This is a genomic window from Erwinia plantamica (genome assembly GCF_043420595.1).
Lineage (GTDB): Bacteria > Pseudomonadota > Gammaproteobacteria > Enterobacterales > Enterobacteriaceae > Erwinia > Erwinia aeris.
In genome coordinates, this window is record NZ_JBGCUC010000007.1 from 160,952 (window position 1) to 184,151 (window position 23,200).

Consider the following 23,200-nt stretch of genomic DNA (forward strand, 5'->3'; position numbering starts at 1 on the left):
GCGCAATCTGATGATTGGGTGCTGCTGCCAGCTCCAGTAGCCTTATCATACGCGCTAAAAACGCACGGACAAGACTGCGAAAACAGGTTTATTTAGGCTACAATCCCATAAATTTATCTGTGATTCTCTTATGTGATCTGCACCCCACTTTTAGCGGCCGCGTCAATGCTGGCCTGAGCGGATGCGGCCACATCGGAGCCGTGAGAATCGGGACTATGAGCTATACTGTTGCGCTGACCGGCGGTATCGGCAGCGGGAAAACCACTATCGCTAACGCCTTCGCGGCCAGAGGCGTGGATATCGTTGACGCCGATATTATTGCCCGTCAGGTCGTGGAGCCCGGTCAACCCGCGCTGAAAGCGATACAAGAGCGGTTCGGTGCGGCGGTCATTCGCCCGGACGGCTCGTTAGATCGCGCCTCGCTGCGTCATCGGATTTTCAGTTCCGCGCAGGAAAAAGCCTGGCTGAACGCCCTTCTGCATCCGCTGATCCATAGTGAGACCCGTCGCCAGCTGGCGTTAACCCGCTCCGTCTGGTGCCTGTGGGTCGTTCCTTTGCTGGTTGAAAACAATCTGCAACAGCTGGCCGATCGGGTGCTGGTTGTGGATGTCGATCGCGAAACGCAGCTGGCGCGTACCATGAGCAGAGACCACATCAGCCGTGAACAGGCTGAACATATTTTGGCTGCGCAGGCCACGCGTGAAGCGCGACTTGCCGTAGCCGACGACATTATCGATAACGGCGGCACACCTGATGATGTGGCCGCCAAAGTTGCCCGGCTGGATCAGCGCTATCGCCAGCTTGCCGGAGCAACAGATCAGGATTAAAGCATGAGCACAACGGTTTTATTTGAGTACCCATTAAATGAAAAAATGCGGACCTGGCTGCGCATTGAATTTTTGATGAATCAGCTGGACAGCAGCCGCACCATCGTCGATTCAGTCAGCGCGCTAACTTTTTTCCGCAATGCGGCCGAGCTGCTGGATGTATTTGAACGCGGCGAACTGCGTACCGAAATTGTCAAAGAGCTGGATAAGCAGCAGCAGAAGCTGCGCTCCTGGGCGGAAGTGCCGGGCGTGGATATGGATCTGGTGCATAAGCTGCACGACAGTCTGAAAACGCGTTCGACTGCGCTGATGGCCGCTCCGCGTATGGGACAGATGATGCGTGAAGATCGGTTGATCGGACTGGTGCGTCAGCGCTTAAGTATTCCCGGCGGCTGCTGCAGTTTCGACCTGCCTACGCTGCATATCTGGCTGCATATAGAACAGGAGAAACGGGACAGTCAGGTGGCGCTGTGGATGAACTCGCTGGCGCCTATCCGCGACGCGCTGACGCTGATTTTGGACTTAATTCGCCAGTCGGGCGCTTTTCGCCATCAGACCAGCCTGAACGGATTTTATCAGGACACTGCGGAAGGCGCCGATCTGCTGCGCCTGCAGCTGATGCTGGAGGACTCGCTTTATCCGCAGGTTTCCGGCCATAAAAGCCGCTATGCTATCCGCTTTCTGCCGCTCGACAGCGAGCACGGCGAGGTGCCGGCGCGCCTCGATTTTCAACTTGCCTGCTGCTGAGGTAACGATCAATGAATGAAGTCATCACCGTAAACTGTCCAACCTGTGATAAAGAGGTTATCTGGGATGAGCTGAGCCCCTGGCGGCCCTTCTGCAGCAAGCGCTGCCAACTGATCGATTTGGGCGAATGGGCTAACGAAGAGAAACGTATTCCCAGCGAGGGCGATCTTTCCGACAGCGATGAATGGAGCGAAGAACCGAAAGATCGCTACTGAAAGCCTACTACCAGGAAGATGACCGCTGGCTGAATATGGCCCTTTTCAGCCAGCAGCGAGGCAATATCGTCTACGTTGACCCGCTCTGAAGACGAACAATATCGCCTGTATCAGCCCCGGCCTGCGAGCGATATCGCCTGAATCCACCCAAGCCTACGGGCAACGATCGCGTCTAAATCAGTCCGGCCTGCAGGCGAGCGATCAGTTCTGCATTGGCGGGAGGAAATTCTTCCGCCACCAGCGCCTGCTGCGCGACCCAACGTTGCGGCTGCCCTTCACGTCCCCACGGTTCGCCCTGCCAGGCCTCTACCAGAAAGAAATGCAGCGTGACCTGTAGCTCGCTGTCCGTATGGCTGGCCATACCGCAGGCCGATGCGCTCAGCGGAGTGATGCCCGTTTCTTCCTGTAGCTCGCGCTTCAGCGCCTGTTCCGGCGTTTCGCCTGCTTCGATTTTCCCGCCGGGAAATTCCCATCGGTTAGCCATATGGGATTTAGCGGAGCGCTGGGTTAGAAATATTCTTTTCTGCCCGTCACGAATGATGCCTACTGCCACCTGCAAATGCTTCATAACTGTTCTCTGGATTGCCTGAAGTACGCCGCCACTATTCCAGCGTTGCGGCACAATCGCAAGCCCGATTGTAAACTGCGAGCCGTTACGAAAATCAGCTATGTAACAGCATGAAAATGGCCGAAGGCCGGTACGGCAGTAAAAACAAAGCGTAGAATTTCGTTCCAGGGAAGCCCGTCTTAAGCAAAGCAGACAGGCACGGCGACGTCTGCCGACTCACGGATAAGAGGAGAGAAATATGCGCCGCATCTTTAGCCTTCAGGTAAACATGTTCATGCTGCCAGCGCTACTGGCAGTGACAACAATCGTTATAGCGCAGCTGCCTCTGAGGCTGTGGCTGCCGGCGCTGCTGCTAAGCTGGACGTTATTAGCACTGGCAGTCGTGGATTATCGCCTGTTTCTGCTGCCGGATATGCTGACGCTGCCGCTGCTCTGGCTTGGACTGCTTGCCAGCACGATCGGATTGCTGCCGGGCCTGACGCCGGAGCAGGCCGTTTATGGCGCAGCGGCGGGTTACAGCACGCTTTGGCTGCTCTCGCGCGGCTATTGGCTGCTGAGAAACAAAGAGGGGCTGGGGCTGGGCGATGCCAAATTACTGGCGGCGCTGGGCGCCTGGACGGGCCTGGAGCGGCTGCCCTGGATCGTGCTGCTGGCGACGCTTATCACCTCAGCCGCGCTTTTTGCCGCGTGGCTGATGTTCAGGCATCCGCTTAATGCGCCTTTCCCTTTTGGGCCTGCGCTGGCCTTTGCAGGCTGGACGATATTTCTCTGGCTCTATGGATAACGGCCAGGAGGCCGGCCCTGACGTGGCAAAGACTATAACTGGCATAACACGGCCTCGCTTTGGCAAAGACTATAACTGACGCAAGGTGAGCTGGCTTTAGTAAAAATTATGTGGCTGTGGCTGTGGCTGTGCAAGAGCGTACTGGTTTGCCCTGTCTCTCCGCCATAAAAAAAACCGGGGAATTCCCCGGTTTTTTAAAGCGTGGTCAGCAATACCCGTCAGGCCAGGCGGCCGTGACACTGCTTATATTTTTTTCCTGAGCCGCAAGGGCAAGGGTCGTTACGTCCGACTTTGCGCTCGCCGGTCTGCTCAGCCAGCGCCATCGCTGCTTCCGTTTCGGTATCCACATGGCTCAGCTGCTGCTGCTGCGCCAGACGCTCGGCTTCTTCACGACGCTGCTCTTCCATCGCTTCGACTTCTTCCGGCATCCGCACCTGCACCTTGCTCAGCGTGCTGATCACCTCATACTTCAGCGACTCCAGCATTGCGGCGAACATGGCGAAAGACTCGCGCTTGTACTCCTGCTTAGGATCCTTCTGCGCATAGCCACGCAGATGGATGCCCTGACGCAGATAGTCCATTGCAGCCAGATGCTCTTTCCACAGCGAATCCAGCGTTTGCAGCATCACGCCTTTTTCAAAGTTGCGCATCATCTCAATGCCGACCACTTCTTCTTTACGCTGATACTGCTCTTTGGCCTGCGTCATAATACGTTCGCGCAGCGTCTCTTCATGCAGGTCAGGCTCTTTGTCCAGCCACTCTGCAATCGGCAGCTCCAGGTCGAAATCGTTTTTCAGACGTTCCTGCAGGCCTGGCACATCCCACATCTCTTCCAGCGACTGCGGTGGAATGTAGGTATCGATCGTGGTTTTAAACACGTCTTCACGGATGCTGGTGATAGTTTCCGATACGTCGGAAACGTCCAGCAGCTCGTTACGCTGGGTGTAGATAGCGCGACGCTGATCGTTAGCCACGTCATCATATTCCAGCAGCTGCTTACGGATATCAAAGTTGCGGCTTTCCACTTTGCGCTGTGCATTGGCAATAGCTTTGGTCACCCACGGATGCTCAATCGCTTCGCCCGGCTTCATGCCCAGTTTACGCATCATATTAGAGACGCGATCGGAGGCGAAAATACGCATCAGCGCATCTTCCATCGACAGATAGAAGCGTGAGGAGCCGTTATCGCCCTGACGACCGGAGCGGCCGCGCAGCTGGTTATCGATACGGCGTGATTCATGACGCTCGGTGCCGATGATATGCAGACCGCCGGAGGCCAGTACCGCATCGTGACGCACTTTCCAGGCGCTCTTGATCGCTTCGATCTGCTCAGGGGTTGGATCGGTCAGCGCGGCGATTTCCGCCTGCCAGCTGCCGCCCAGCACGATATCCGTACCGCGACCCGCCATGTTGGTTGCGATGGTAACCGCGCCCGGCTGACCAGCCTGCGCCACGATATCCGCTTCACGGGCGTGGAACTTGGCGTTCAGCACCTCGTGTTTGATCCCGGCGCGAGTCAGCTCGGCTGACACCACTTCCGATTTCTCAATAGAGATCGTTCCCACCAGCACCGGCTGGCCATTAGCGGTACGCTCGCGGATATCTTCAATGATCGCGTCGATCTTCTCTTTCTCGGTCATATAGACCAGATCCGGCAGATCTTTACGCACCATTGGGCGGTTGGTCGGCACGACAATCGTTTCCAGCTTGTAGATAGAGCTGAACTCAAAAGCCTCGGTATCTGCCGTACCGGTCATACCGGCCAGCTTGTCGTAAAGGCGGAAATAGTTCTGGAAGGTAATAGAAGCCAGCGTCTGGTTTTCGTTCTGGATCTCCACGCCTTCTTTCGCTTCTACCGCCTGATGCAGACCATCCGACCAGCGACGGCCCTGCATGGTACGACCAGTATGTTCATCGACGATAATCACTTCGCCGTCTTTCACGATATAGTCCACGTCGCGGGTAAAGAGCGCATGGGCGCGCAGCGCCGCCGTGACGTGGTGCATCATCATGATGTTGCCTGGCGAATAAAGCGACTCGCCCTCTTCCATGATGCCTTCGCTGACCAGCAGCTCTTCCACCTTCATCAGGCCGCGCTCGGTCAGATGCACCTGACGCCCTTTTTCATCCACGGAGAAGTCGCCTTCGCCCTGGAAGGTGTCGGAGTCTTCTTTGTCCTGACGGATCAGGTGAGGGATGATTTTGTTAACTTTGATATAGAGTTCGGAGCTGTCTTCCGCCGGGCCGGAGATAATCAGCGGCGTACGCGCTTCATCGATCAGGATGGAGTCGACCTCATCCACCAGCGCATAGTTGAGCTTGCGCTGCACGCGATCCTCAGGGCTGAACGCCATGTTATCGCGCAGATAGTCAAAGCCATATTCGTTGTTGGTGCCGTAGGTAATATCGGCAGCGTAGGCTTCACGTTTGGCCGGAGCAGGCATTCCCGGCAGGTTGATGCCGATGCTTAGTCCCAGGAACTCGAACAGCGCGCGGTTGTTTTCCGCATCACGCTGCGCCAGATAGTCGTTGACCGTGACGACGTGCACGCCTTTGCCGCTAAGGGCGTTCAGGTAAGCAGGCAGCGTAGCGGTCAGGGTTTTACCTTCACCGGTACGCATTTCCGCGATGCAGCGATCGTTCAGTACCATGCCGCCCAGCAGCTGCACGTCAAAGTGACGCATGTTAAAGACGCGCTTGCTGGCCTCACGTACGGTCGCAAAGGCTTCCGGGATCAGGTTTTCCAGCACTTCGCCTTTTTCCAGACGCGCGCGGAACTCGGCGGTCTTCGCCTTCAGCTCATCATCGGACAGCTTCTCAAAGTCCGGTTCCATCTTGTTGATCTGCTCAACCACTTTGCGCATACGGCGCAGCGTACGGTCGTTACTGCTACCAAAAACCTTGGTTAATAATTTGATTAACATAAACAATATTCTCTCAGCCACTGCTTCTACAGCGCATCACTAAACTTTTAATGGGGGAACTATAGTCGATTTATGCGAGAGAGACAGGCCCGGCGCGAATGCCCTGCACGCTGGCCAGCCACAGGCCGGTCTGATAGCGAGGCGCGTCGGTTGTTTGCTGCGGCGTGGTCTGGCGAACAATCGCGGGCGGTCTGGCTTCATGCGTGAGTAGCGCATTCAGCGTATCCAGCAGCGCCAGCCGGTGCACCTCAAGCGGCGTGGCCTGCTCAATAACGGCAGCGGGCGTCAGCGTAAAAGAGAGATGGCGAATAACGGTGCGGATGGCGTGTTGATGCCAGTAATCCACATTAAAGCTGGCGCGACGCGCGTTCAACAACGCAAGACTGTCGAAGCGCACGCTATTATTGATATTCAGGCTTCTGGAAGCCGTTTCTGGTAAGGTATCACCTGAGGCGTGAGGCAGACCAAAGCTCGCCGCGACCATCCCCAACAGGAGATGCGGCCAGAAGTAACGTCTGCCAAATTGTCGCCAACAATTAAGAATACCCACTGTTTTCCGCCGGAGCCTGCTATGCGCGATAGTCGCCCGCAATCAATTGAAAGTTTTTTCGAAGCTGCCGAAGGCCAGAGTATGCTGCAATCCATTCAGCAACGCGCTATTGCGCTGAATAAGCTGAACCGTGCGTTGCAGGGTATTATCCCGGCTCAGCTGCATCCCTGGTGCCGCGTGGCGAATTTCCGCCAGGGCGTTCTGGTGCTTGAAACCGCTAACGCCAGCTGGATGATGCGCTTACGCTATGAACAATCCAGCCTGCTGTCAGCTTTACGAGCGCAAATATTACCATCATTGACGTCAATCGACATCAGGATAAATCCAACGATGGCGGCAAAAGCTCAGGAAAACGCGCAGGAAAACAGCGTTCGGCCAGCAAAAGAGAATAATCTGGGGCGTCAGCTTAGCGAAGAGAGTGCGGAAATTTTACGGGGAGTCGCGAGCCGTAGCCCGGAAAAACTAAAGAAAACATTAGAACGACTGGCCTTGCTGGCCGGAGAGAGTACCCGCTCAACCAGTCGTCATAAATAGTGCTTAAGCCAGCACCAGGTTTGGCGCACGGAAGGTCACCGGCAGCTCGGCTTCGTCTTCAAACGTTGCCCATTCCCAGGCTTCCTGCTTCGCCAGCACGGCCTGCAGCAGCTTGTTGTTCAGCGCGTGACCACCTTTGAACGCGGTAAACGCGCCAATGATGTTGTGTCCGCACATAAACAGGTCGCCGATCGCATCCAGCATTTTGTGACGCACGAACTCGTCCTCAAAACGCAGGCCGTCTTCGTTCAGCACGCGATAGTCGTCCACCACGATGGCGCAGTCGAAGCTGCCGCCCAGGCAAAGACCGCGAGACTGTAACGCCTCGATGTCGCGCATAAAGCCGAACGTACGGGCACGGCTGATTTGACGCGCAAAGGCTTCAGCGGAAAAATCCATGCTGTAGCGCTGTGAGCTGGCGTCGATAGCCGGGTGCTTAAAGTCGATGGTGAAATCGAGCTTAAAGCCGTTGTGCGGGACCAGTTCGGCCCATTTGTCGCCGTCTTCAACCCGGACAGGCTGTTTGATGCGCACAAATTTTTTCGCGCAGTTCAGCTCCTGAATACCCGCGTCCATCAGCAGATAAATAAAGGGCGCCGCGCTGCCATCCATAATAGGGATTTCAGGCGCGTTAACTTCCACCACGATATTATCAATGCCAAGGCCGGCAAGGGCCGCATTCAGGTGCTCGACCGTGGAAATACGCACGTCATGCTCGTTGACCAGACAGGTACAGAGCATGGTATCACGCACGGATTTGGCATCAGCCGGGAAATCAACCGGTGGATTCAAGTCAGTGCGACGATAGATGACCCCGGTGTTAGCCGGCGCAGGGCGTAGCGTCAGAGTGACTTTCTTGCCGGTATGCAAACCGACGCCAGTCGCCTGAACAATACGTTTTAATGTCCGTTGTTTGATCATCGCATTATCTCGCAAAATTACTCATCCGACCGCCAGTATAAATCACTGACGGGCGAACACTTTAACACAAAGAGCGGAGAACCCCAACCTTCAGGGAATTCTTAGTCCGCCTGCTTACGCAGGAAGGCCGGAATATCCAGATAGTCAGGCTCTTTGTTGGTTTGCGTGCCGGGCTCGTTGACCACCTTCGCCGCAGGCTTTTGTTCCTGAGGCAGCGGCGCCATACCGTGCTGCTGATAACGATGATCCATAACAGGCTGAGTCTGTGCCTGCTTGTTGGTCACCAGCGTGATTTCCGGACGTTTGTCCATGCCGATGCCGGTTGCGACCACGGTCACACGCAGCTCGTCGTTCATTTCCGGATCCAGCGAGGTACCGATAACCACGGTCGCGTTGTCGGAAGCGAAGGCGCGGATAGTGTTACCCACGGTTTCAAATTCATCCAGACGCAGGTCGAAACCAGCCGTGATGTTGACCAGTACGCCGCGCGCGCCGGAAAGGTCGATATCTTCCAGCAGCGGGCTGGAGATCGCCATTTCGGCCGCTTCTTCCGCACGGTCTTCGCCGCACGCCACGCCGGAGCCCATCATCGCATAGCCCATTTCGGACATCACGGTGCGCACGTCGGCAAAGTCGACGTTCATCAGGCCCGGACGGGTAATCAGTTCGGCAATGCCCTGCACTGCGCCTTTCAGCACGTCGTTAGCCGCGCCGAACGCGTCCAGCAGAGAAATACCGCGACCCAGCACTTTCAGCAGCTTGTCGTTTGGAATAGTAATCAGAGAATCGACATGCTTGGAGAGCTCGGCAATACCCTGCTCCGCGAAAGCCATACGCTTCTTGCCTTCAAAATTGAAAGGCTTGGTCACGACGGCCACGGTCAGGATACCTAAATCTTTGGCTACTTCGGCCACGACCGGCGCCGCGCCGGTACCGGTGCCGCCGCCCATACCTGCGGCGATAAACACCATGTCCGCGCCTTCCAGCGCCTGACGTAATGCTTCACGATCTTCTTCCGCTGAATTGCGTCCTACTTCCGGGTTTGCCCCGGCACCCAGACCCTTGGTAATCCCGTTACCGATTTGGATGGTCTGGCCTACTGCCGTTTTGCGCAACGCCTGAGCGTCGGTGTTAACGGCAAAGAATTCTACGCCTTCGATGCGCTCACGCACCATATGCTCTACGGCGTTACCGCCGCCGCCGCCGACGCCGATGACTTTAATCACCGCGTCATTGGTTAATTCCATAGGTTCAAACATAATTTCTCTCCGTTATGTGCCTGTCGCCTGGAGATCATAAAATAAGCCTAGCATGATCTCCTTTTCTCTAAATTAAAACTCTTTTTTCAGCCAGCTGTTGATTCGCTTGAACCAGTTGCCCACTGACGCTCTTTTTTCCACATCCGCCTCACCGTTAAGATGAGACTCTTTTCCGTAGTGCAGCAGCCCGACAGCCGTCGAGTAGTAAGGCTCCTGCGCATAATCTGTTAAGCCGGTGATATTCAGCGGCTGGCCGATGCGTACCTGCGTATGAAACACGCGCTGCGCGCAGGCCGCCAGGCCTTCAATCTGCGCTGCGCCGCCGGTCAGGACGATGCCTGCGGCCAGGTGATGCTTGACGCCCTGCTGACGCAGCTGCTCCTGCAGCTGTAAAATCTCGTCGTTGACCAGGTTCAGCAGCTCGGTATAGCGCGGCTCAATGACCTCTGCCAGCGTCTGGCGCTGCAGGCTGCGCGGCGGCCGACCGCCCACGCTGGGCACCTCGACGTTTTCGTCTTTGCCGACGATTGAGCCGAGCGCGCAGCCGTGACGCACTTTAATGGCTTCCGCATCGGTCGGCGGCGTGCCGAACGCATAGGCGATGTCGCTGGTGACCACGTTGCCCGCATACGGGATAACCTTGGTGTGGCGCAGCGCCCCGCCAGTATAGACCGCGATATCCATTGTGCCGCCGCCGACGTCCACAACGCAAACGCCCAGCTCGCGTTCATCTTCGGTCAGCACGGCGAAACTGGAGGCCAGACCGGCGAAAATCAGTTGGTCAACTTTCAGGCCGCATCGTTCAACCGCTTTAACGATGTTTTTCGCCATATCGTTATGGCAGGTGATCAAATGGACTTTCGCCTGCATACGCACGCCCGATAAGCCTACCGGATTTTTGATCCCTTCCTGATAATCGATCGCATATTCTTGCGGAATAACGTGCAAAATCCGGTGTTCGTCACGAACACGCACGGATTTCGCGGTGTGCACCACGTTTTCCACATCTTCCTGGGTCACTTCCTCTTCTGAAATAGGAACCATCCCTATTTCGTTCTGACAGCTGATGTGTTTTCCGGACAGCGCCAGATAAACCGACGAAATCTGGCAGTCCGCCATCAGTTCGGCCTGGTCAATTGCACGCTGTACGCACTTGACGACCGACTCCAGGTCATTGACGCCGCCTTTATCCATGCCGCGAGAAGGACAGCTACCCACCCCAATGATATTGACCATACCATCGGGCAAAACTTCCCCTACCAAAGCGGCGACCTTCGCGGTGCCGATTTCCAGTCCAACTACCAGTTTTCTGTCCGTCGCCTTGATCATTGTTGTTTAACCTGTGCCTGATTCTGTTGCTTGTTACCGTCAGTGGTCTGAATAAGTGGCGGTGCCCAGCCTACTGCCGCGCCAGAGTCGTATCGCAGGTCCACATAACCGATCCGCTTATTTTCCGCTTGCGCCTGCTGCTGGAGCGTCGGCCAGAGCTGAATGAAGCGTTTCAGCCGCTTCATATCCTCGTTGCGTCCCAGTTCCAGACGCGTATCGTCATCCAGCACCAGCTGCCATGAACGCCGCGCCGTCATTGACGCCGCCTTCAGCTTAAATTTTCCGGCGGCCAGCATAGCGTCCATCTGATGGTAGCCTGCCAGCACTTCGGATTCGCTGCCTTCCGGCCCGTAAAGCATCACCATCTTCTCTTTGCCGAGGTGATTAGCCGGCACGCTGAACGATTTTCCCGTTGCATCAACCAGATGCAGGTCATTCCAGCGGGCAACGGGCACATATTCAACCAGATGAATCTTTAATTCGTCCGGCCACTGCTTACGCACGCTGACCTGTTGGATCCAGGGCAGCCGTTCGATCTGCTGCTGGATAACATCCACGTCCTGCGACATAAAAGTGCCAGGCTCGCCCAGCGACAGGATAGCCTGACGAATATCGTCGTTGGTGGTGTAGTGCATTTGCCCCGTCACCACCAGCCTGGACAGCGGCAGCCGGGACGCGTCGTTCATCCAGCGTACCACTACGTAACCGCCTGCCGACATCACGCCAAGCACTATCAACAGGAAAAGAATGCCGGCCAGCCGCGAGCCGTTGCTGCGGCCGGTGCGCGCTTTTTCCTGCGCCTCGCGATTGCGAACATTCAGAGCAGCCTGGGACATATCAGTCCGCCAGTTCCAGAATGCGGGCTACCAGCTGCGAAAAGCTCATGCCGGCCTGCTTAGCGGCCATCGGCACCAGGCTGTGGCTGGTCATGCCGGGCGAGGTATTCACCTCCAGCAGGTAAAACTGGCCGTCGCCGCCCATCATCAGATCGACGCGTCCCCAGCCGCTACAGCCCAGCGCGCGCCACGCTTTAATCACGATCTCGCTCAGTTCCGCTTCCCGCTCGGCCGATAAACCGCTTGGACAGAAGTACTGCGTTTCGTCAGAAAAGTATTTTGCTTCATAGTCATAGAACTCCGAAGCCACCTGAATACGAATGGAAGGCAGAATATCGTCGCCGATCACCGCTACGGTGTATTCCGGGCCGCTCAGAAACGCCTCTACCAGCACGTCGTCGTCGTGACGGAAAGCCTCGGTCAGCGCAGCCTGAAGCGAGTCAGCGTCGTTAACGCGGCTGATGCCGACGCTGGAGCCTTCGCTGCTGGGCTTAACGAAAACCGGCAGGCCCAGCGCTGCGATACGGGCGCGGATCTCGTCGTTAAGCCCGGCGTCCATCTCTTTACGGGTAATCGCCACGTAAGGCGATACCGGCAGGCCGCAGCCCTGCCACAGGCATTTGGTGCGCAGCTTGTCCATGGTAATGGCGGAAGCCATCACGCCGCTGCCGGTATAGGGAATAGCCAGAAACTCCAGCAGCCCCTGCAGGGTGCCGTCTTCGCCGCCGCGACCGTGCAGCGCGATAAAAGCTTTATCGAAGCCTTCTTCTTTCAGGCGCGTTACCGGAAAATCACGGATATCGACGGCATGCGCGTCGATGCCCGCCTCAAGCAGTCCGCTCACCACGGCGTTGCCCGACATCAGGGAAACGTCGCGTTCCGCAGAAGTGCCACCCAGCAATACCGCTACTTTCTCAGCCATGATGTTTACCTTCTTTCTGCGGTTGTAACTTATTTTCAGCAAGCGTGCGGGCAATACGGCCAACGTTGCCCGCGCCCTGCACCAGAATTAAATCGTTGCCGGACAGCTTCGGCGCCAGCATTTCCAGCACGGCGTCATGGTCCGACACCAGGATAGGATCCACTTTGCCGCGCCCACGGATGGTGCGGCACAGCGAGCGACTGTCGGCACCGGGGATCGGCGTTTCGCCAGCGGAGTAAACGTCCAGCATCAGCAGCACATCCACCTGAGACAGCACGTTCGCGAAATCGTCATAGAGATCGCGGGTGCGCGTATAGCGATGCGGCTGGAAGATCATTACCAGCTGCTTGTCCGGCCAGCCCGCGCGGGCCGCTTTGATCGTGGCGTCAACTTCCGTGGGATGATGACCATAATCGTCAACCAGCATCGCGGTGCCCTGCACGCCGTTCACTTCCTGTAGCGGATACTCGCCCAGGAAATCGAAGCGACGACCGGTGCCCTGGAAGCTTTCCAGCGCGCTCAGGATTTCTGCATCGTCAATGCCCTCTTCCGTCGCGACGGCTACCGCGGCGGCGGCGTTCAGCGCATTGTGGCGGCCAGGCGCGTTCAGCGTCACCTGCATCAGCGGCTTATCGTGGCGGGCCAGCGTGAAGTGGCCCTGCGCGCCGTGCTGCTCGTAGCTGGCGATACGCACGTCGGCATCTTCGCTAAAGCCGTAAGTGGTGATCTGGCGGCCTACGCGCGGGATCAGATCGCGGATCACCGCGTCATCCACGCAGAGCACCGCGCGGCCATAGAACGGCAGGTTGTGCAGGAAATTGATAAAGGTCTGCTTCAGGTTCTCAAAATCGCCCTGATAGGTATCCATGTGGTCAGCTTCGATATTAGTGACGATAGCCACCATCGGCTGAAGGTGCAGGAAGGACGCATCGCTTTCATCCGCTTCCGCAATCAGATAGCGGCTGCTGCCCAGACGCGCATGGGTGCCGGCCGCTTTGACCAGGCCACCGTTAACGAAGGTCGGATCCAGGCCGCCTTCCGCATAAATGCTGGATACCATGGCCGTGGTCGTGGTTTTTCCGTGCGTCCCGGCGACGGCGATGCCGTGACGGAAGCGCATCAGCTCGGCCAGCATTTCCGCCCGACGGATCACCGGAATGCGGGCTTCACGCGCCGCGATAAGTTCCGGGTTATCCTGCGACACCGCGGTGGATACCACCACCACGCTGGCATCGCTGACATTTTCAGGACGATGGTTAAAATAGATGGTCGCTCCCAGCGCGCTCAAATGCTGCGTGACCGCATTCGGCGCCAGATCGGAACCGCTGATTTCATAGCCTTCGTTGGCCAACACTTCGGCAATACCACCCATGCCGGCACCACCGATGCCAACAAAGTGAATGTGCCGGACGCGACGCATCTCGGGCACGATAGAACGCAGTTTTGCCAGTTGTTGTGTATTCATCTCTTTCTGCCTGTCGGTACCTGCTGGCACCCTGTTCCGGGACAAGTCTCGTCCTGTGCTATAGCGCCGCTTTGCTGACTTCGGCTGCGACACGCTCGGTCGCATCCGGGATCGCCACGGCACGGGCCTTCGCCGCCATCGCCATCAGCGTTGGGCGATCCCATGCGGCCAGCGTCTGCGCCACGGTGTCAGCCGTAAACTGCGGCTGCTCGTAAATTTTTGCCGCGCCCGCTTTTTCCAGCGGCAGCGCGTTCCAGTACTGCTGACGATCTTTATGCTGAAACGGCACGAAGATCGCCGGTAAGCCTGCGGCGGCCACTTCGCTGACCGTCAGCGCGCCGGAGCGACAGACGATAACGTCCGCCCAGGCGTAGGCCGCTGCCATATCGTCAATAAATTCGGTGACTTTATGCTGCGTCTGTCCAACCTTACCGTAGGCGTCGTTGACTTCAGCCAGCGCGCCTTTGCCCGTCTGGTGCCACAGCGTAATGCTGTCGCCCAGCTTCGCGGCCACCTGAGGCAGCGTCTGGTTCAGCACGCGGGCGCCCTGGCTGCCGCCGATAACCAATACGCGAACCGGGCCGCTGCGATTGGCCATACGTTCAGCAGGCAACGGCAGAGCAAGCACGTCTGTCCGTACCGGGTTGCCGACCACATCCGCATCAGGGAACGCGCCGGGAAACGCCTGCATCACTTTTTTGGCGATTTTCGCCAGCCACTTATTGGTTAATCCGGCGATGCCGTTTTGTTCATGCAGCACCACCGGAATACCGCAGCTCCACGCCGCCAGGCCGCCCGGCCCGGAAACGTAGCCGCCCATGCCCAGCACCACGTCCGGTTTATAAGCCTTCATGATCGCGCGGGCCTGGCGTACGGCGTGGAAAATCCGCAGCGGCGCGGCCAGCTGCGCCTTCAGCCCTTTGCCGCGCAGGCCGCTGATGCGAATAAAATCGATGTCGATGCCGTGTTTCGGCACCAGATCGGCCTCCATACGGTCAGCCGTGCCGAGCCAGCGCACCTGCCAGCCCTGCGCCATCAGATGGTGCGCCACCGCCAGCCCCGGAAAAACGTGTCCTCCGGTGCCGCCGGCCATAACCATCAGTCGCTTCCCTTTCATCGACTACCTCGCGTAAACGCCTGGGCTTTTGCCAGACGCGTTTCATAATCTATGCGTAACAAAAATACGATGGCGGTTGACATAATTATCAGGCTGGAGCCGCCGTAACTGATCAGCGGCAGCGTCAGGCCTTTGGTCGGCAGCATACCTGCTGCGGCGCCAACGTTAACCAGCGCCTGGAAGCTGAACCAGACGCCGATAGAGCAGCCCAGAAAACCGGCGAAGCGCTGGTCAAGCTCCAGCGCGCGGCGCCCGATGGACATCGCGCGAAAAGCGACGAAGAATACCATTAACAGCGCTAAAACCACACCGATATAACCCAGCTCTTCACCGATAATCGAGAAGATAAAGTCGGTGTGCGCTTCCGGTAAATATTCCAGTTTCTGTACCGAGTTGCCCAGCCCCTGGCCCCAGAATTCGCCACGGCCAAACGCCATCAGCGACTGGGTCAGCTGGTAGCCGCTGCCAAAGGGATCTTCCCACGGGTTCCAGAAAGAGGTGACGCGCCGCATACGGTAAGGTTCGGCAATAATCAGCAGGCAAACCGCAAAAATACCGGAGCCGATGATCGCCAGAAACTGCCATAATTTTGCGCCAGCCAGGAACAGCATCGCCAGCGTGGTGACAAACAGCACCACCACGGTACCCAGATCGGGCTGCGCCAGCAGCAGGACCGCCAGCACCACCATCACGCCCATCGGCTTGCAGAAACCCCAGAAGTTGTTGCGCACTTCCTCTACCTTGCGCACCAGATAGCTGGCGAGATAGCAGAACAGCGAAAGCTTGGAGAGCTCCGCAGGCTGGATACGCAGCGGGCCGAGCGCAATCCAGCGCGAGGCGCCGTTTACCGAACTGCCCACCACCAGCACAATCAGCAGCATCACCACCGTGACCAGCAGCATAATGTTGCTGTAGCGCTGCCAGAAAGCCATCGGCACGCGCAGCGTGACCAGCCCGATGCCGAACGCCAGCACGATGTAAAAGGCATCGCGCTTGGCGAAGTAAAAAGGATCGTCCGATAAACGCTGGCCCACCGGCATGGAGGCCGACGTCACCATCACGAAGCCGATAATCGCCAGCCCTATCGTCAGCCAGAGCAGCGTGCGGTCGTAAAGCACCATGGTGCTGGCATCGCTCTCGCGCGAGCCCATCACCCACTCTTTCAGGCGTTCTGACAGCCAGCTGGCAACGCTTAAACCCGGAACACGCATCAGCCCAGCTCCTTTGCCAGTCGAGTGAACACGTCGCCGCGCTGCTCGAAGTTTTTAAACTGATCGAGGCTGGCGCAGGCCGGCGACAGCAGCACCATATCGCCCGACTGCGCTTTGGCGGCAATCTGCTGCATGGCTTCCTGCATCGTTGCGGTCTGCACTGCCCTTTCCGGGCGCAGCGCCGCTAGCGCGGCCGCATCCCGACCAAAGCAGTAAATTCTGATGTTATTGCCCTGTAAGTAGCGAGCCAGCGGGCTGAAGTCGGCGGATTTGCCGTCACCGCCCAGCAGCAGCCAGAGCGTGCCCTGCACGGTCAGACCGTTCAGCGCCGCCTCGGTGCTGCCGACGTTGGTCGCTTTGGAGTCGTTGATCCAGCGAATGCCGTTACGCTCGTGCGCCAGCTGGAAGCGGTGCGCCAGGCCGGTAAAGGTAGTCAGCGCTTTCAGGCTGGAGGCGCGAGGCAAACCCACGGCATCGGCCAGCGCAAGGGCCGCCAGCGCGTTAGTGTAGTTATGCTGGCCGACCAGGGACATCTCGCTGGTGTTCAGCACTTTTTCGCCCTTAACGCGCAGCCAGGTGCTGCCCTGCTGGCGCGTCAGGTGATAGTCGCCGACGTCGACGCCAAAGCTGATGCAGCGTTTATCCGCGCCGCGTACCGGCATGGTCATCGCATCGTCCGCATTCACAATGCACGCGTCTGCCTGTTCGTAAACGCGCAGCTTGGCCGCCCGATACTGCTGCATCCCGAACGGATAGCGATCCATATGATCTTCCGTCACGTTCAGGATGGTCGCCGCCGCCGCTTTCAGGCTGTGGGTCGTTTCCAGCTGGAAGCTGGAGAGTTCCAGCACGTAGAGCCGGGCGGGCTGAGCAAGCAGCATCAGCGCCGGCAGGCCAATATTGCCGCCCACGCCGACCTGCCAGCCTGCGGCTGTAGCCATCTCGCCCACCAGCGTGGTCACGGTGCTTTTGCCGTTAGAGCCGGTGATCGCCACAATCGGCGCCTGCGCCTCGCGGCAAAACAGCTCGATGTCGCCTACGATCTCCACGCCCGCTTTCGCCGCCGCCGTCAGGGACGGATGCGACAGCGCCAGCCCGGGGCTGGCGACAATCAGATCGGCGCTTTGCAGCCAGTCGTCGTTCAACGAACCCAGCCAGCGTTCCACTTCTGCTGGCAGCTTTTCCAGGCCCGGCGGAACAAGTCGGGTATCCATGACGCGCGGCGTGACGCCACGCGCTAAAAAGAAGTCAACGCACGACTGCCCGGTCAATCCCAGACCGATAATGACGACTTTTTTACCCTGGTAATCAGTCATTATTACCGCACCTTCAGCGTCGCCAGGCCAATCAGCACCAGCATCAGTGAAATGATCCAGAAACGTACGATAACGCGCGGTTCCGGCCAGCCTTTAAGTTCGTAATGATGATGAATAGGCGCCATGCGGAAAATTCGCTGGCCGCGCAGCTTGAACGACCCCACCTGTAGGATCACCGACAGGGTTTCCACCACAAAGACGCCGCCCATAATCACCAGCAAAAACTCCTGACGCAGCAGCACGGCGATGGTGCCCAGCGCGCCGCCCAGCGCCAGCGATCCGACGTCGCCCATAAAGACCTGCGCCGGATAGGTGTTAAACCATAAAAAGCCCAGCCCGGCACCGACGATTGCCGTACAGACAATCACCAGTTCGCCTGCGTGGCGCAGATAGGGAATATGCAGGTAGTTAGCGAAGTTCATATTACCGGTGGCCCAGGCAACCAACGCAAAACCGGCGGCCACAAAAACGGTAGGCATGATCGCCAGGCCGTCCAGCCCGTCGGTCAGGTTCACCGCATTACCGGTGCCGACGATAACGAAGTAGGCGAGCACCACGTAAAACAGGCCAAGCTGCGGCATGATGTCCTTGAAGAACGGCACCACCAGCTGCGTCGCCGGCGTGCCTTTTCCTGTCGCATAGAGCGTAAAGGCGACGCCCAGCGAAATCACCGACATCCAGAAATATTTCCAGCGCGCGATCAGCCCTTTCGTGTCTTTACGCACCACCTTGCGATAATCGTCCACAAACCCAATGATGCCAAAGCCCACCAGCACCACCAGCACGCACCAGACGTAAGGGTTGGACGGATAGGCCCACATCAGCACCGAGACGGTAATGGAGAACAGGATCATAATGCCGCCCATGGTCGGCGTGCCGCGCTTGCTGAAGTGCGATTCCGGGCCGTCGTTACGCACGACCTGACCGAAAGACATTTCCTGCAGGCGGGCGATCATGCGCGGCCCCATCCACAGCGAGATAAACAGCGCGGTCAGCAGGCTGACGATGGCGCGAAACGTCAGATAGGAAAAGACGTTAAAGCCTGAATAAAAAGCGACCAGATGTTCGGCCAGCCAGACTAGCATGTTCTTTTCTCCTGTAAGCTCTGTACTACCTGCTCCATGGCGGCACTACGTGAACCTTTAACTAAAATGGTGATCGTCGGCTGTTCCGCCAGCAGCGTCCGCAGACGCGCCGTGACGGCAGCCTTATCGGTAAAATGTTCGCCCACGCCGCTGGCCTCGCCGATAGCACGGCTTAATGTGCCCACGCTAAGCACCTTATCAATACCGGCACGACGGGCCGCTTCGCCCACTTCGCGATGGCACGCTTCGGCCTCCTCGCCCAGCTCCGCCATATCGCCGGTGACCATCACGCGATAGCCCGGCATGTCCGCCAGCACCTGAGCCGCTGCGGTCATCGAACCGACGTTGGCGTTATAGCTGTCGTCCAGCAGCAGCTGATTTTCCGCCAGCAGAACCGGGAAAAGGCGGCCCGGCACGGCTTCAAGCTGGCCTAAGCCAAGCTGTACCGCTTCCAGGGAAGCGCCGACGGAGATAGCCAGCGCGGCGGCGGCCAGCGCATTCGCGATATTGTGACGCCCCGGCAGCGGCAGCTGAACGGCTACGCTACCTACAGGCGTTTTCATCACAAAATGGGTGCCCGCGCTGGTGATTTGCACATCGCTGGCGGCGAACTCGCTTTCGGCCTGCGGTTGGGAAGAGAAGTGCCAGACCGTTTTGCCCTTCAGCATCGGCTGCCAGTGAGCCTCGTCGTTGCTGTCGGCGTTCAGAATGGCGGTGCCGTTGTCCGGCAGCCCCTGAAAAATTTCGCCTTTGGCTTTGGCCACGCCTGCCAGCGAGCCGAACCCTTCCAGGTGCGCGGCCGCCAGGTTGTTGACCAGCGCCGTTTCCGGTCGCGCCAGGCTGGTGGTCCAGGCGATTTCGCCCTGATGGTTAGCGCCCAGCTCAATCACCGCGTACTGGTGCTGCGCGCTCAGACGCAGCAGCGTCAGCGGGACGCCGATATCGTTATTCAGATTGCCTGCGGTATACAGCGTTTCGCCGCACTGGCGCAGAATGGCGGCGGTCATCTCTTTGACCGAGGTTTTGCCGGAAGAGCCGGTCAGCGCCACGACGCGCGCCGTCGACTGCTGGCGAACCCAGCCGGCCAGTTGGCCCAGCGCTATGCGCGTATCACTGACCACCACCTGAGGAACCGCAACAGGTAAGTGCTTACTGACTAACAGAGCCGCCGAACCGGCCGCTATTGCGTCGCCGACCAGCTCGTGCGCGTCAAAACGCTCGCCCTTCAGCGCGATAAACAGACAGCCGGCGCTTATCTTGCGCGTATCGGTGGTCACTTCGCTAAAGGTAAGGTCGCTGCCGATTAGTTCACCGCCGGTGATCTCAGCCAGCTTTTGCAGAGAGAGTGCGATCATGCCATCACCCCCAGCAGACGCGCCACGGTTTCGCGGTCGGAATAGTCCAGCCGACGGTTGCCGACGATTTGATAATCTTCATGACCTTTACCGGCAACCAGCACGATATCTTCTTCTTTAGCCTGCATGATGGCGTTAGTGACCGCCTGTGCTCGCCCGGCTACCACGCGGGCGCGGCCCGGATCGAGCAGGCCGGTCAGAATGTCGGCCACGATAGCGGCAGGATCTTCGCTGCGCGGGTTATCGTCGGTGATCACCACCACGTCGGAGAACTGCTCGGCAATGGCGCCCATCAGCGGACGCTTGCCTTTGTCGCGATCGCCGCCGCAGCCGAAGACGCACCACAGCTTGCCTTTACAGTGCAGGCGAGCGGCCTCCAGCGCTTTTTCCAGCGCGTCCGGCGTGTGGGCATAATCCACCACTACCGTTGGCTTCGCGGGCGCGCTGAAGACTTCCATACGGCCGGTGACCGGCTGTAGTCGGTTGCCGGTCGCCACCAGCTCGTTGAGCGGATAACCCAGCGCCAACAGCGTTGCCAGCGCCACCAGCAGATTGCTGACGTTAAACGCGCCCATCAGACGGCTTTCCAGCTCGCCGCCGCCCCAGCTGGAGTCAAAACGGATAGCGGCGCCGTTGTCGTGATAGCGCACGTCCGTCGCCTTCAGCCAGCGGCCATGACAGCCCGGCTCCAGGTTATCTTCCAGCGTAACGGCAACGGCGTCCGGCAGGTTCGCCAGCCAGCGGCGTCCCGTCTCGTCATCGGCATTGATAATGGCCTGGCCGACCATGTGCTCGGAGAAAAGCAGCCATTTGGCGGACTCATAGCGCGTCATATCACCGTGGTAGTCCAGGTGATCGCGGCTGAGGTTGGTAAAGGCCGCAGCGGCAAAAGGCAGCGCCGCTACGCGATGCTGCACCAGACCGTGGGAGGAAACCTCCATCGCGGCCAGCGTCGCGCCCTGCTCCACCAGCGAAGCCAGCGTCTGCTGTACCTCAACCGCCGAGCCGGTCGTGTTTTCAACCGGCGCCAGATGCCCGTAAAGGCCGTTGCCGACGGTGCCCATCACCGCGCCGGTTTCGCCCAGCAGCTGCGCCCATTGCGCCAGCAGCTGAGTGGTGGTGGTTTTGCCATTGGTGCCGGTCACGCCAATCAGGCGCAGTTTTTCGCCCGGCTGCTGGTAAAAGCGCCCGGCCAGCGCGGAAAGCCGCTGGCTCAGCTGCGCCAGATAAATCACCGGCACGCCGTGCACGGTAGTGATGTCGCCATCTTCCGCTTCGCCTTCCGCTTCGGCGATAATCGCCGCCACGCCCTGCGCGATAGCCTGGGGAATAAAACGACGGCCGTCTGCCGTATGGCCTTTTACGGCGACAAAGAGATCGCCGGCAGCCGCTAAACGGCTGTCCAGGATCATTTCACGCAGCGGCAGCGCGGGCGCGCCAGGCACCCACGGCGCCAGTAAGTCGTGCAGATTACGATCTGTCACTTGATCCCTCACTTATTGTCTACCAGCTCGTTTTTCTCAACGACCGGTAGCGCATCAGGTTCGATATTCATGGTGCGCAATACACCGCCCATAATGGCGCCAAACACCGGAGCCGAAACCGCGCCGCCGTAATATTTACCGGCCTGGGGATCGTTGATCACCACCACCAGCGCAAAACGGGGACGGCTTGCCGGGGCCACGCCGGCGGTGTACGCGATATATTTGTTGACGTAGCGCCCGTCCGGCCCGACTTTTTTCGCCGTACCGGTTTTAATGGCGATGCGGTAGCCTTTGATGGCCGCTTTTACGCCGCCGCCGCCGGGCAGCGCCACGCTCTCCATCATATGCATGACGGTGCGAACCACTTCTTCAGAAAATACGCGCTGTCCGCCCACGGGCGGATCGACTTTGGTAATCGACAGCGGGCGATAGAGACCATAGCTGCCGATTGTGGCGTAGACTCGCGCTAACTGTAACGGCGTTACCATCAGCCCGTAGCCGAAAGAGAAGGTGGCCCTCTCTATGTCAGACCACCGTTGTTTTTGGGGATATAAGCCACTACTTTCTCCGACCAGTCCCAGATTGGTCGCTTTACCCAGTCCAAAGTGCGAGTAGGTTTCTACCAGCGCCGAGGACGGCATCGCTAACGCCAGCCTGGAAACGCCGACGTTACTCGATTTTTGCAGAACGCCGGTCAGCGTCAGCTCGTTATAGCGGGCCACGTCTTTGATCTCATGGCCGTTAATGCGGTAAGGCACGGTGTTCAGCACGCTGTTTTCCCGCACCACGCCGCGCTGTAGCGCGGTCATGACCACCATCGGTTTGACGGTTGAACCCGGCTCGAAAATATCGGTGATGGCGCGGTTGCGCATTACGTCTTTGGTGACGCCGGTAAGGTTGTTCGGGTTATAGGCCGGGCTGTTGGCCATCGCCAGCACTTCGCCGGTGTTAACATCCACCAGCACGGCGGTGCCCGACTCCGCCTTGTTAAAGGCGACTGCATTGTTCAGTTCGCGATAGACCAGCGCCTGCAGGCGTTCGTCAATGCTCAGCGCCAGGTTGTGCGCCGCCCGGCTGTCTACGGAAGAGACATCCTCAATCACGCGGCCATGGCGGTCTTTGCGCACGGTGCGCTCGCCCGGCTCGCCCGTCAGCCATTTATCAAAGCTCTTTTCGACGCCTTCAATGCCCTGACCATCAATGTTGGTAAAGCCGATCAGATGTGACGTGACCTGCCCTGCCGGATAGTAGCGACGCGACTCTTCCCGTAAAAAGATGCCGGGAAGCTTGAGTTTTTTAATGTAGTCGCCGATGGCCGGATTGACCTGGCGCGCCAGATAGACGAAGCGCCCTTTGGGGTTGGCGTTAACGCGCGCCGCCAGCTGATCCAGCGGAATGGAAAGCGCATCGGAAAGCGCCTGCCAGCGGCTGTCCAGCGTGATGCCGCCTTTGGCGTGCAGCTCTTTCGGATCGGCCCAGATAGCGTTGACCGGCACGCTGACGGCCAGCGGCCGCCCGGCGCGATCGGTGATCATGCCACGAGAGGTCGGAACGGCCTGGACGCGCAGCGAGCGCATATCGCCTTCCCGCACCAGCTTATCCGGGTTGATCACCTGCAGATAAGCCATGCGCGCCAGCAGTCCGCCCAGCGCGAGTAAAATACAGCCGCACAACAACGCAAAACGCCAGCTGACAAAGCTGGCCTGATCTTCCTGACGTTTTGTCTTAAGCGTCTTAACTGCGGCTTTCAT

The 23,200-nt window shown here is 58.5% G+C and carries 20 protein-coding genes and 1 pseudogene; 5 read left to right on the plus strand and 16 right to left on the minus strand.

What is annotated here, in order from left to right; all coding sequences use genetic code 11:
* Nucleotides 1-215: 215 nt before the first annotated feature.
* The 3 genes from coaE to yacG are packed head-to-tail and all read left to right on the plus strand — an operon-like array spanning nt 216 to nt 1,789.
* Nucleotides 216-827 carry a dephospho-CoA kinase gene (coaE, locus tag AB3U87_RS09550; protein WP_253455269.1) on the plus strand — a complete coding sequence of 204 codons (612 nt, stop codon included), beginning with the start codon at nt 216-218 and terminating at the stop codon, nt 825-827.
* A gap of 3 nt (nt 828-830) precedes the next feature.
* Nucleotides 831-1,574 carry a cell division protein ZapD gene (zapD, locus tag AB3U87_RS09555; RefSeq protein ID WP_394148893.1) on the plus strand — a complete coding sequence of 248 codons (744 nt, stop codon included), beginning with the start codon at nt 831-833 and terminating at the stop codon, nt 1,572-1,574.
* 11 nt (nt 1,575-1,585) lie between these two features.
* Complete coding sequence (gene yacG / locus AB3U87_RS09560) at nt 1,586-1,789, plus strand: DNA gyrase inhibitor YacG (RefSeq protein ID WP_253455270.1); 204 nt, start codon at nt 1,586-1,588, stop codon at nt 1,787-1,789.
* A gap of 172 nt (nt 1,790-1,961) precedes the next feature.
* On the opposite strand, the gene mutT is transcribed toward yacG, so the two are convergent.
* The gene (mutT, locus tag AB3U87_RS09565) at nt 1,962-2,357 is read right to left on the minus strand and encodes an 8-oxo-dGTP diphosphatase MutT (RefSeq protein WP_301251449.1); all 396 of its coding nucleotides are present in this window, start codon (nt 2,355-2,357) and stop codon (nt 1,962-1,964) included.
* A gap of 238 nt (nt 2,358-2,595) precedes the next feature.
* Between mutT and AB3U87_RS09570 the strand changes: the two genes are divergently transcribed.
* Entirely contained in the window at nt 2,596-3,141 is a 546-nt protein-coding gene (locus AB3U87_RS09570; RefSeq protein WP_370734580.1) for a prepilin peptidase, read from the plus strand.
* A gap of 218 nt (nt 3,142-3,359) precedes the next feature.
* Here the strand turns inward: AB3U87_RS09570 and secA are convergent, their stop codons facing one another.
* Together secA and secM are read right to left on the minus strand one after the other, a co-directional pair.
* The gene (gene secA, locus AB3U87_RS09575) at nt 3,360-6,065 is read right to left on the minus strand and encodes a preprotein translocase subunit SecA (RefSeq protein ID WP_253455274.1); all 2,706 of its coding nucleotides are present in this window, start codon (nt 6,063-6,065) and stop codon (nt 3,360-3,362) included.
* 70 nt (nt 6,066-6,135) lie between these two features.
* The gene (secM, locus tag AB3U87_RS09580; RefSeq protein WP_253455275.1) at nt 6,136-6,615 is read right to left on the minus strand and encodes a secA translation cis-regulator SecM; all 480 of its coding nucleotides are present in this window, start codon (nt 6,613-6,615) and stop codon (nt 6,136-6,138) included.
* Between the two features lie 21 nt (nt 6,616-6,636).
* Here secM and AB3U87_RS09585 point away from each other — a divergent pair, with 21 nt between their 5' ends.
* Entirely contained in the window at nt 6,637-7,149 is a 513-nt protein-coding gene (locus AB3U87_RS09585) for a DUF721 domain-containing protein (RefSeq protein ID WP_125289002.1), read from the plus strand.
* Nucleotides 7,150-7,152: 3 nt separating this feature from the next.
* Here AB3U87_RS09585 and lpxC read toward each other — a convergent pair whose 3' ends face one another.
* From lpxC to AB3U87_RS09650, 13 genes and pseudogenes are all read right to left on the minus strand, one after another.
* A complete protein-coding gene (gene lpxC / locus AB3U87_RS09590) occupies nt 7,153-8,070 on the minus strand; it encodes a UDP-3-O-acyl-N-acetylglucosamine deacetylase (RefSeq protein ID WP_125289001.1) in 918 nt (305 codons plus the stop codon).
* A 101-nt stretch (nt 8,071-8,171) separates the two neighbouring features.
* Nucleotides 8,172-9,329 carry a cell division protein FtsZ gene (gene ftsZ / locus AB3U87_RS09595; RefSeq protein WP_125289000.1) on the minus strand — a complete coding sequence of 386 codons (1,158 nt, stop codon included), beginning with the start codon at nt 9,327-9,329 and terminating at the stop codon, nt 8,172-8,174.
* A 72-nt stretch (nt 9,330-9,401) separates the two neighbouring features.
* Nucleotides 9,402-10,658: a cell division protein FtsA gene (gene ftsA, locus AB3U87_RS09600; RefSeq protein ID WP_125288999.1), complete on the minus strand. Its 1,257-nt coding sequence runs from the start codon at nt 10,656-10,658 to the stop codon at nt 9,402-9,404.
* Nucleotides 10,655-11,494 (minus strand): cell division protein FtsQ, encoded by an 840-nt coding sequence (gene ftsQ, locus AB3U87_RS09605; RefSeq protein ID WP_253455276.1) that lies wholly within the window; start codon nt 11,492-11,494, stop codon nt 10,655-10,657. The genes ftsA and ftsQ overlap by 4 nt, the downstream gene beginning before the upstream one ends.
* A 1-nt stretch (nt 11,495) precedes the next feature.
* Complete coding sequence (locus AB3U87_RS09610) at nt 11,496-12,416, minus strand: D-alanine--D-alanine ligase (protein ID WP_253455277.1); 921 nt, start codon at nt 12,414-12,416, stop codon at nt 11,496-11,498.
* On the minus strand, nt 12,409-13,881 hold the full coding sequence (gene murC, locus AB3U87_RS09615; RefSeq protein WP_301251452.1) for a UDP-N-acetylmuramate--L-alanine ligase: 1,473 nt from the start codon (nt 13,879-13,881) through the stop codon (nt 12,409-12,411). The genes AB3U87_RS09610 and murC overlap by 8 nt, the downstream gene beginning before the upstream one ends.
* Before the next feature lie 58 nt (nt 13,882-13,939).
* Complete coding sequence (gene murG, locus AB3U87_RS09620) at nt 13,940-14,998, minus strand: undecaprenyldiphospho-muramoylpentapeptide beta-N-acetylglucosaminyltransferase (RefSeq protein ID WP_394148894.1); 1,059 nt, start codon at nt 14,996-14,998, stop codon at nt 13,940-13,942.
* Nucleotides 14,995-16,209: a cell division protein FtsW gene (ftsW, locus tag AB3U87_RS09625; RefSeq protein ID WP_253455280.1), complete on the minus strand. Its 1,215-nt coding sequence runs from the start codon at nt 16,207-16,209 to the stop codon at nt 14,995-14,997. Before ftsW ends, murG begins: the two co-directional genes overlap by 4 nt.
* On the minus strand, nt 16,209-17,525 hold the full coding sequence (gene murD / locus AB3U87_RS09630) for a UDP-N-acetylmuramoyl-L-alanine--D-glutamate ligase (RefSeq protein WP_394148895.1): 1,317 nt from the start codon (nt 17,523-17,525) through the stop codon (nt 16,209-16,211). The genes ftsW and murD overlap by 1 nt, the downstream gene beginning before the upstream one ends.
* 2 nt (nt 17,526-17,527) lie before the next feature.
* Nucleotides 17,528-18,610: a phospho-N-acetylmuramoyl-pentapeptide-transferase gene (mraY, locus tag AB3U87_RS09635; RefSeq protein ID WP_253455282.1), complete on the minus strand. Its 1,083-nt coding sequence runs from the start codon at nt 18,608-18,610 to the stop codon at nt 17,528-17,530.
* Entirely contained in the window at nt 18,604-19,965 is a 1,362-nt protein-coding gene (gene murF, locus AB3U87_RS09640) for a UDP-N-acetylmuramoyl-tripeptide--D-alanyl-D-alanine ligase (RefSeq protein ID WP_394148896.1), read from the minus strand. Before murF ends, mraY begins: the two co-directional genes overlap by 7 nt.
* The gene (gene murE, locus AB3U87_RS09645; RefSeq protein ID WP_301730715.1) at nt 19,962-21,449 is read right to left on the minus strand and encodes a UDP-N-acetylmuramoyl-L-alanyl-D-glutamate--2,6-diaminopimelate ligase; all 1,488 of its coding nucleotides are present in this window, start codon (nt 21,447-21,449) and stop codon (nt 19,962-19,964) included. Before murE ends, murF begins: the two co-directional genes overlap by 4 nt.
* Nucleotides 21,436-23,200 (minus strand): annotated as a pseudogene (locus tag AB3U87_RS09650) (peptidoglycan glycosyltransferase FtsI). The gene murE and the pseudogene AB3U87_RS09650 overlap by 14 nt, the downstream one beginning before the upstream one ends.

Bases quoted from the DNA above. Each gene is read 5' to 3' on its own strand.
- coaE (WP_253455269.1), top strand. From the start codon at position 216: ATGAGCTATACTGTTGCGCTGACCGGCGGTATCGGCAGCGGGAAAACC.
- zapD (WP_394148893.1), top strand. From the start codon at position 831: ATGAGCACAACGGTTTTATTTGAGTACCCATTAAATGAAAAAATGCGG.
- yacG (WP_253455270.1), top strand. From the start codon at position 1,586: ATGAATGAAGTCATCACCGTAAACTGTCCAACCTGTGATAAAGAGGTT.
- mutT (WP_301251449.1), bottom strand. From the start codon at position 2,357: ATGAAGCATTTGCAGGTGGCAGTAGGCATCATTCGTGACGGGCAGAAA.
- AB3U87_RS09570 (WP_370734580.1), top strand. From the start codon at position 2,596: ATGCGCCGCATCTTTAGCCTTCAGGTAAACATGTTCATGCTGCCAGCG.
- secA (WP_253455274.1), bottom strand. From the start codon at position 6,065: ATGTTAATCAAATTATTAACCAAGGTTTTTGGTAGCAGTAACGACCGT.
- AB3U87_RS09585 (WP_125289002.1), top strand. From the start codon at position 6,637: ATGCGCGATAGTCGCCCGCAATCAATTGAAAGTTTTTTCGAAGCTGCC.
- lpxC (WP_125289001.1), bottom strand. From the start codon at position 8,070: ATGATCAAACAACGGACATTAAAACGTATTGTTCAGGCGACTGGCGTC.
- ftsZ (WP_125289000.1), bottom strand. From the start codon at position 9,329: ATGTTTGAACCTATGGAATTAACCAATGACGCGGTGATTAAAGTCATC.
- ftsA (WP_125288999.1), bottom strand. From the start codon at position 10,658: ATGATCAAGGCGACGGACAGAAAACTGGTAGTTGGACTGGAAATCGGC.
- ftsQ (WP_253455276.1), bottom strand. From the start codon at position 11,494: ATGTCCCAGGCTGCTCTGAATGTTCGCAATCGCGAGGCGCAGGAAAAA.
- AB3U87_RS09610 (WP_253455277.1), bottom strand. From the start codon at position 12,416: ATGGCTGAGAAAGTAGCGGTATTGCTGGGTGGCACTTCTGCGGAACGC.
- murC (WP_301251452.1), bottom strand. From the start codon at position 13,881: ATGAATACACAACAACTGGCAAAACTGCGTTCTATCGTGCCCGAGATG.
- murG (WP_394148894.1), bottom strand. From the start codon at position 14,998: ATGAAAGGGAAGCGACTGATGGTTATGGCCGGCGGCACCGGAGGACAC.
- ftsW (WP_253455280.1), bottom strand. From the start codon at position 16,209: ATGCGTGTTCCGGGTTTAAGCGTTGCCAGCTGGCTGTCAGAACGCCTG.
- murD (WP_394148895.1), bottom strand. From the start codon at position 17,525: ATGACTGATTACCAGGGTAAAAAAGTCGTCATTATCGGTCTGGGATTG.
- mraY (WP_253455282.1), bottom strand. From the start codon at position 18,610: ATGCTAGTCTGGCTGGCCGAACATCTGGTCGCTTTTTATTCAGGCTTT.
- murF (WP_394148896.1), bottom strand. From the start codon at position 19,965: ATGATCGCACTCTCTCTGCAAAAGCTGGCTGAGATCACCGGCGGTGAA.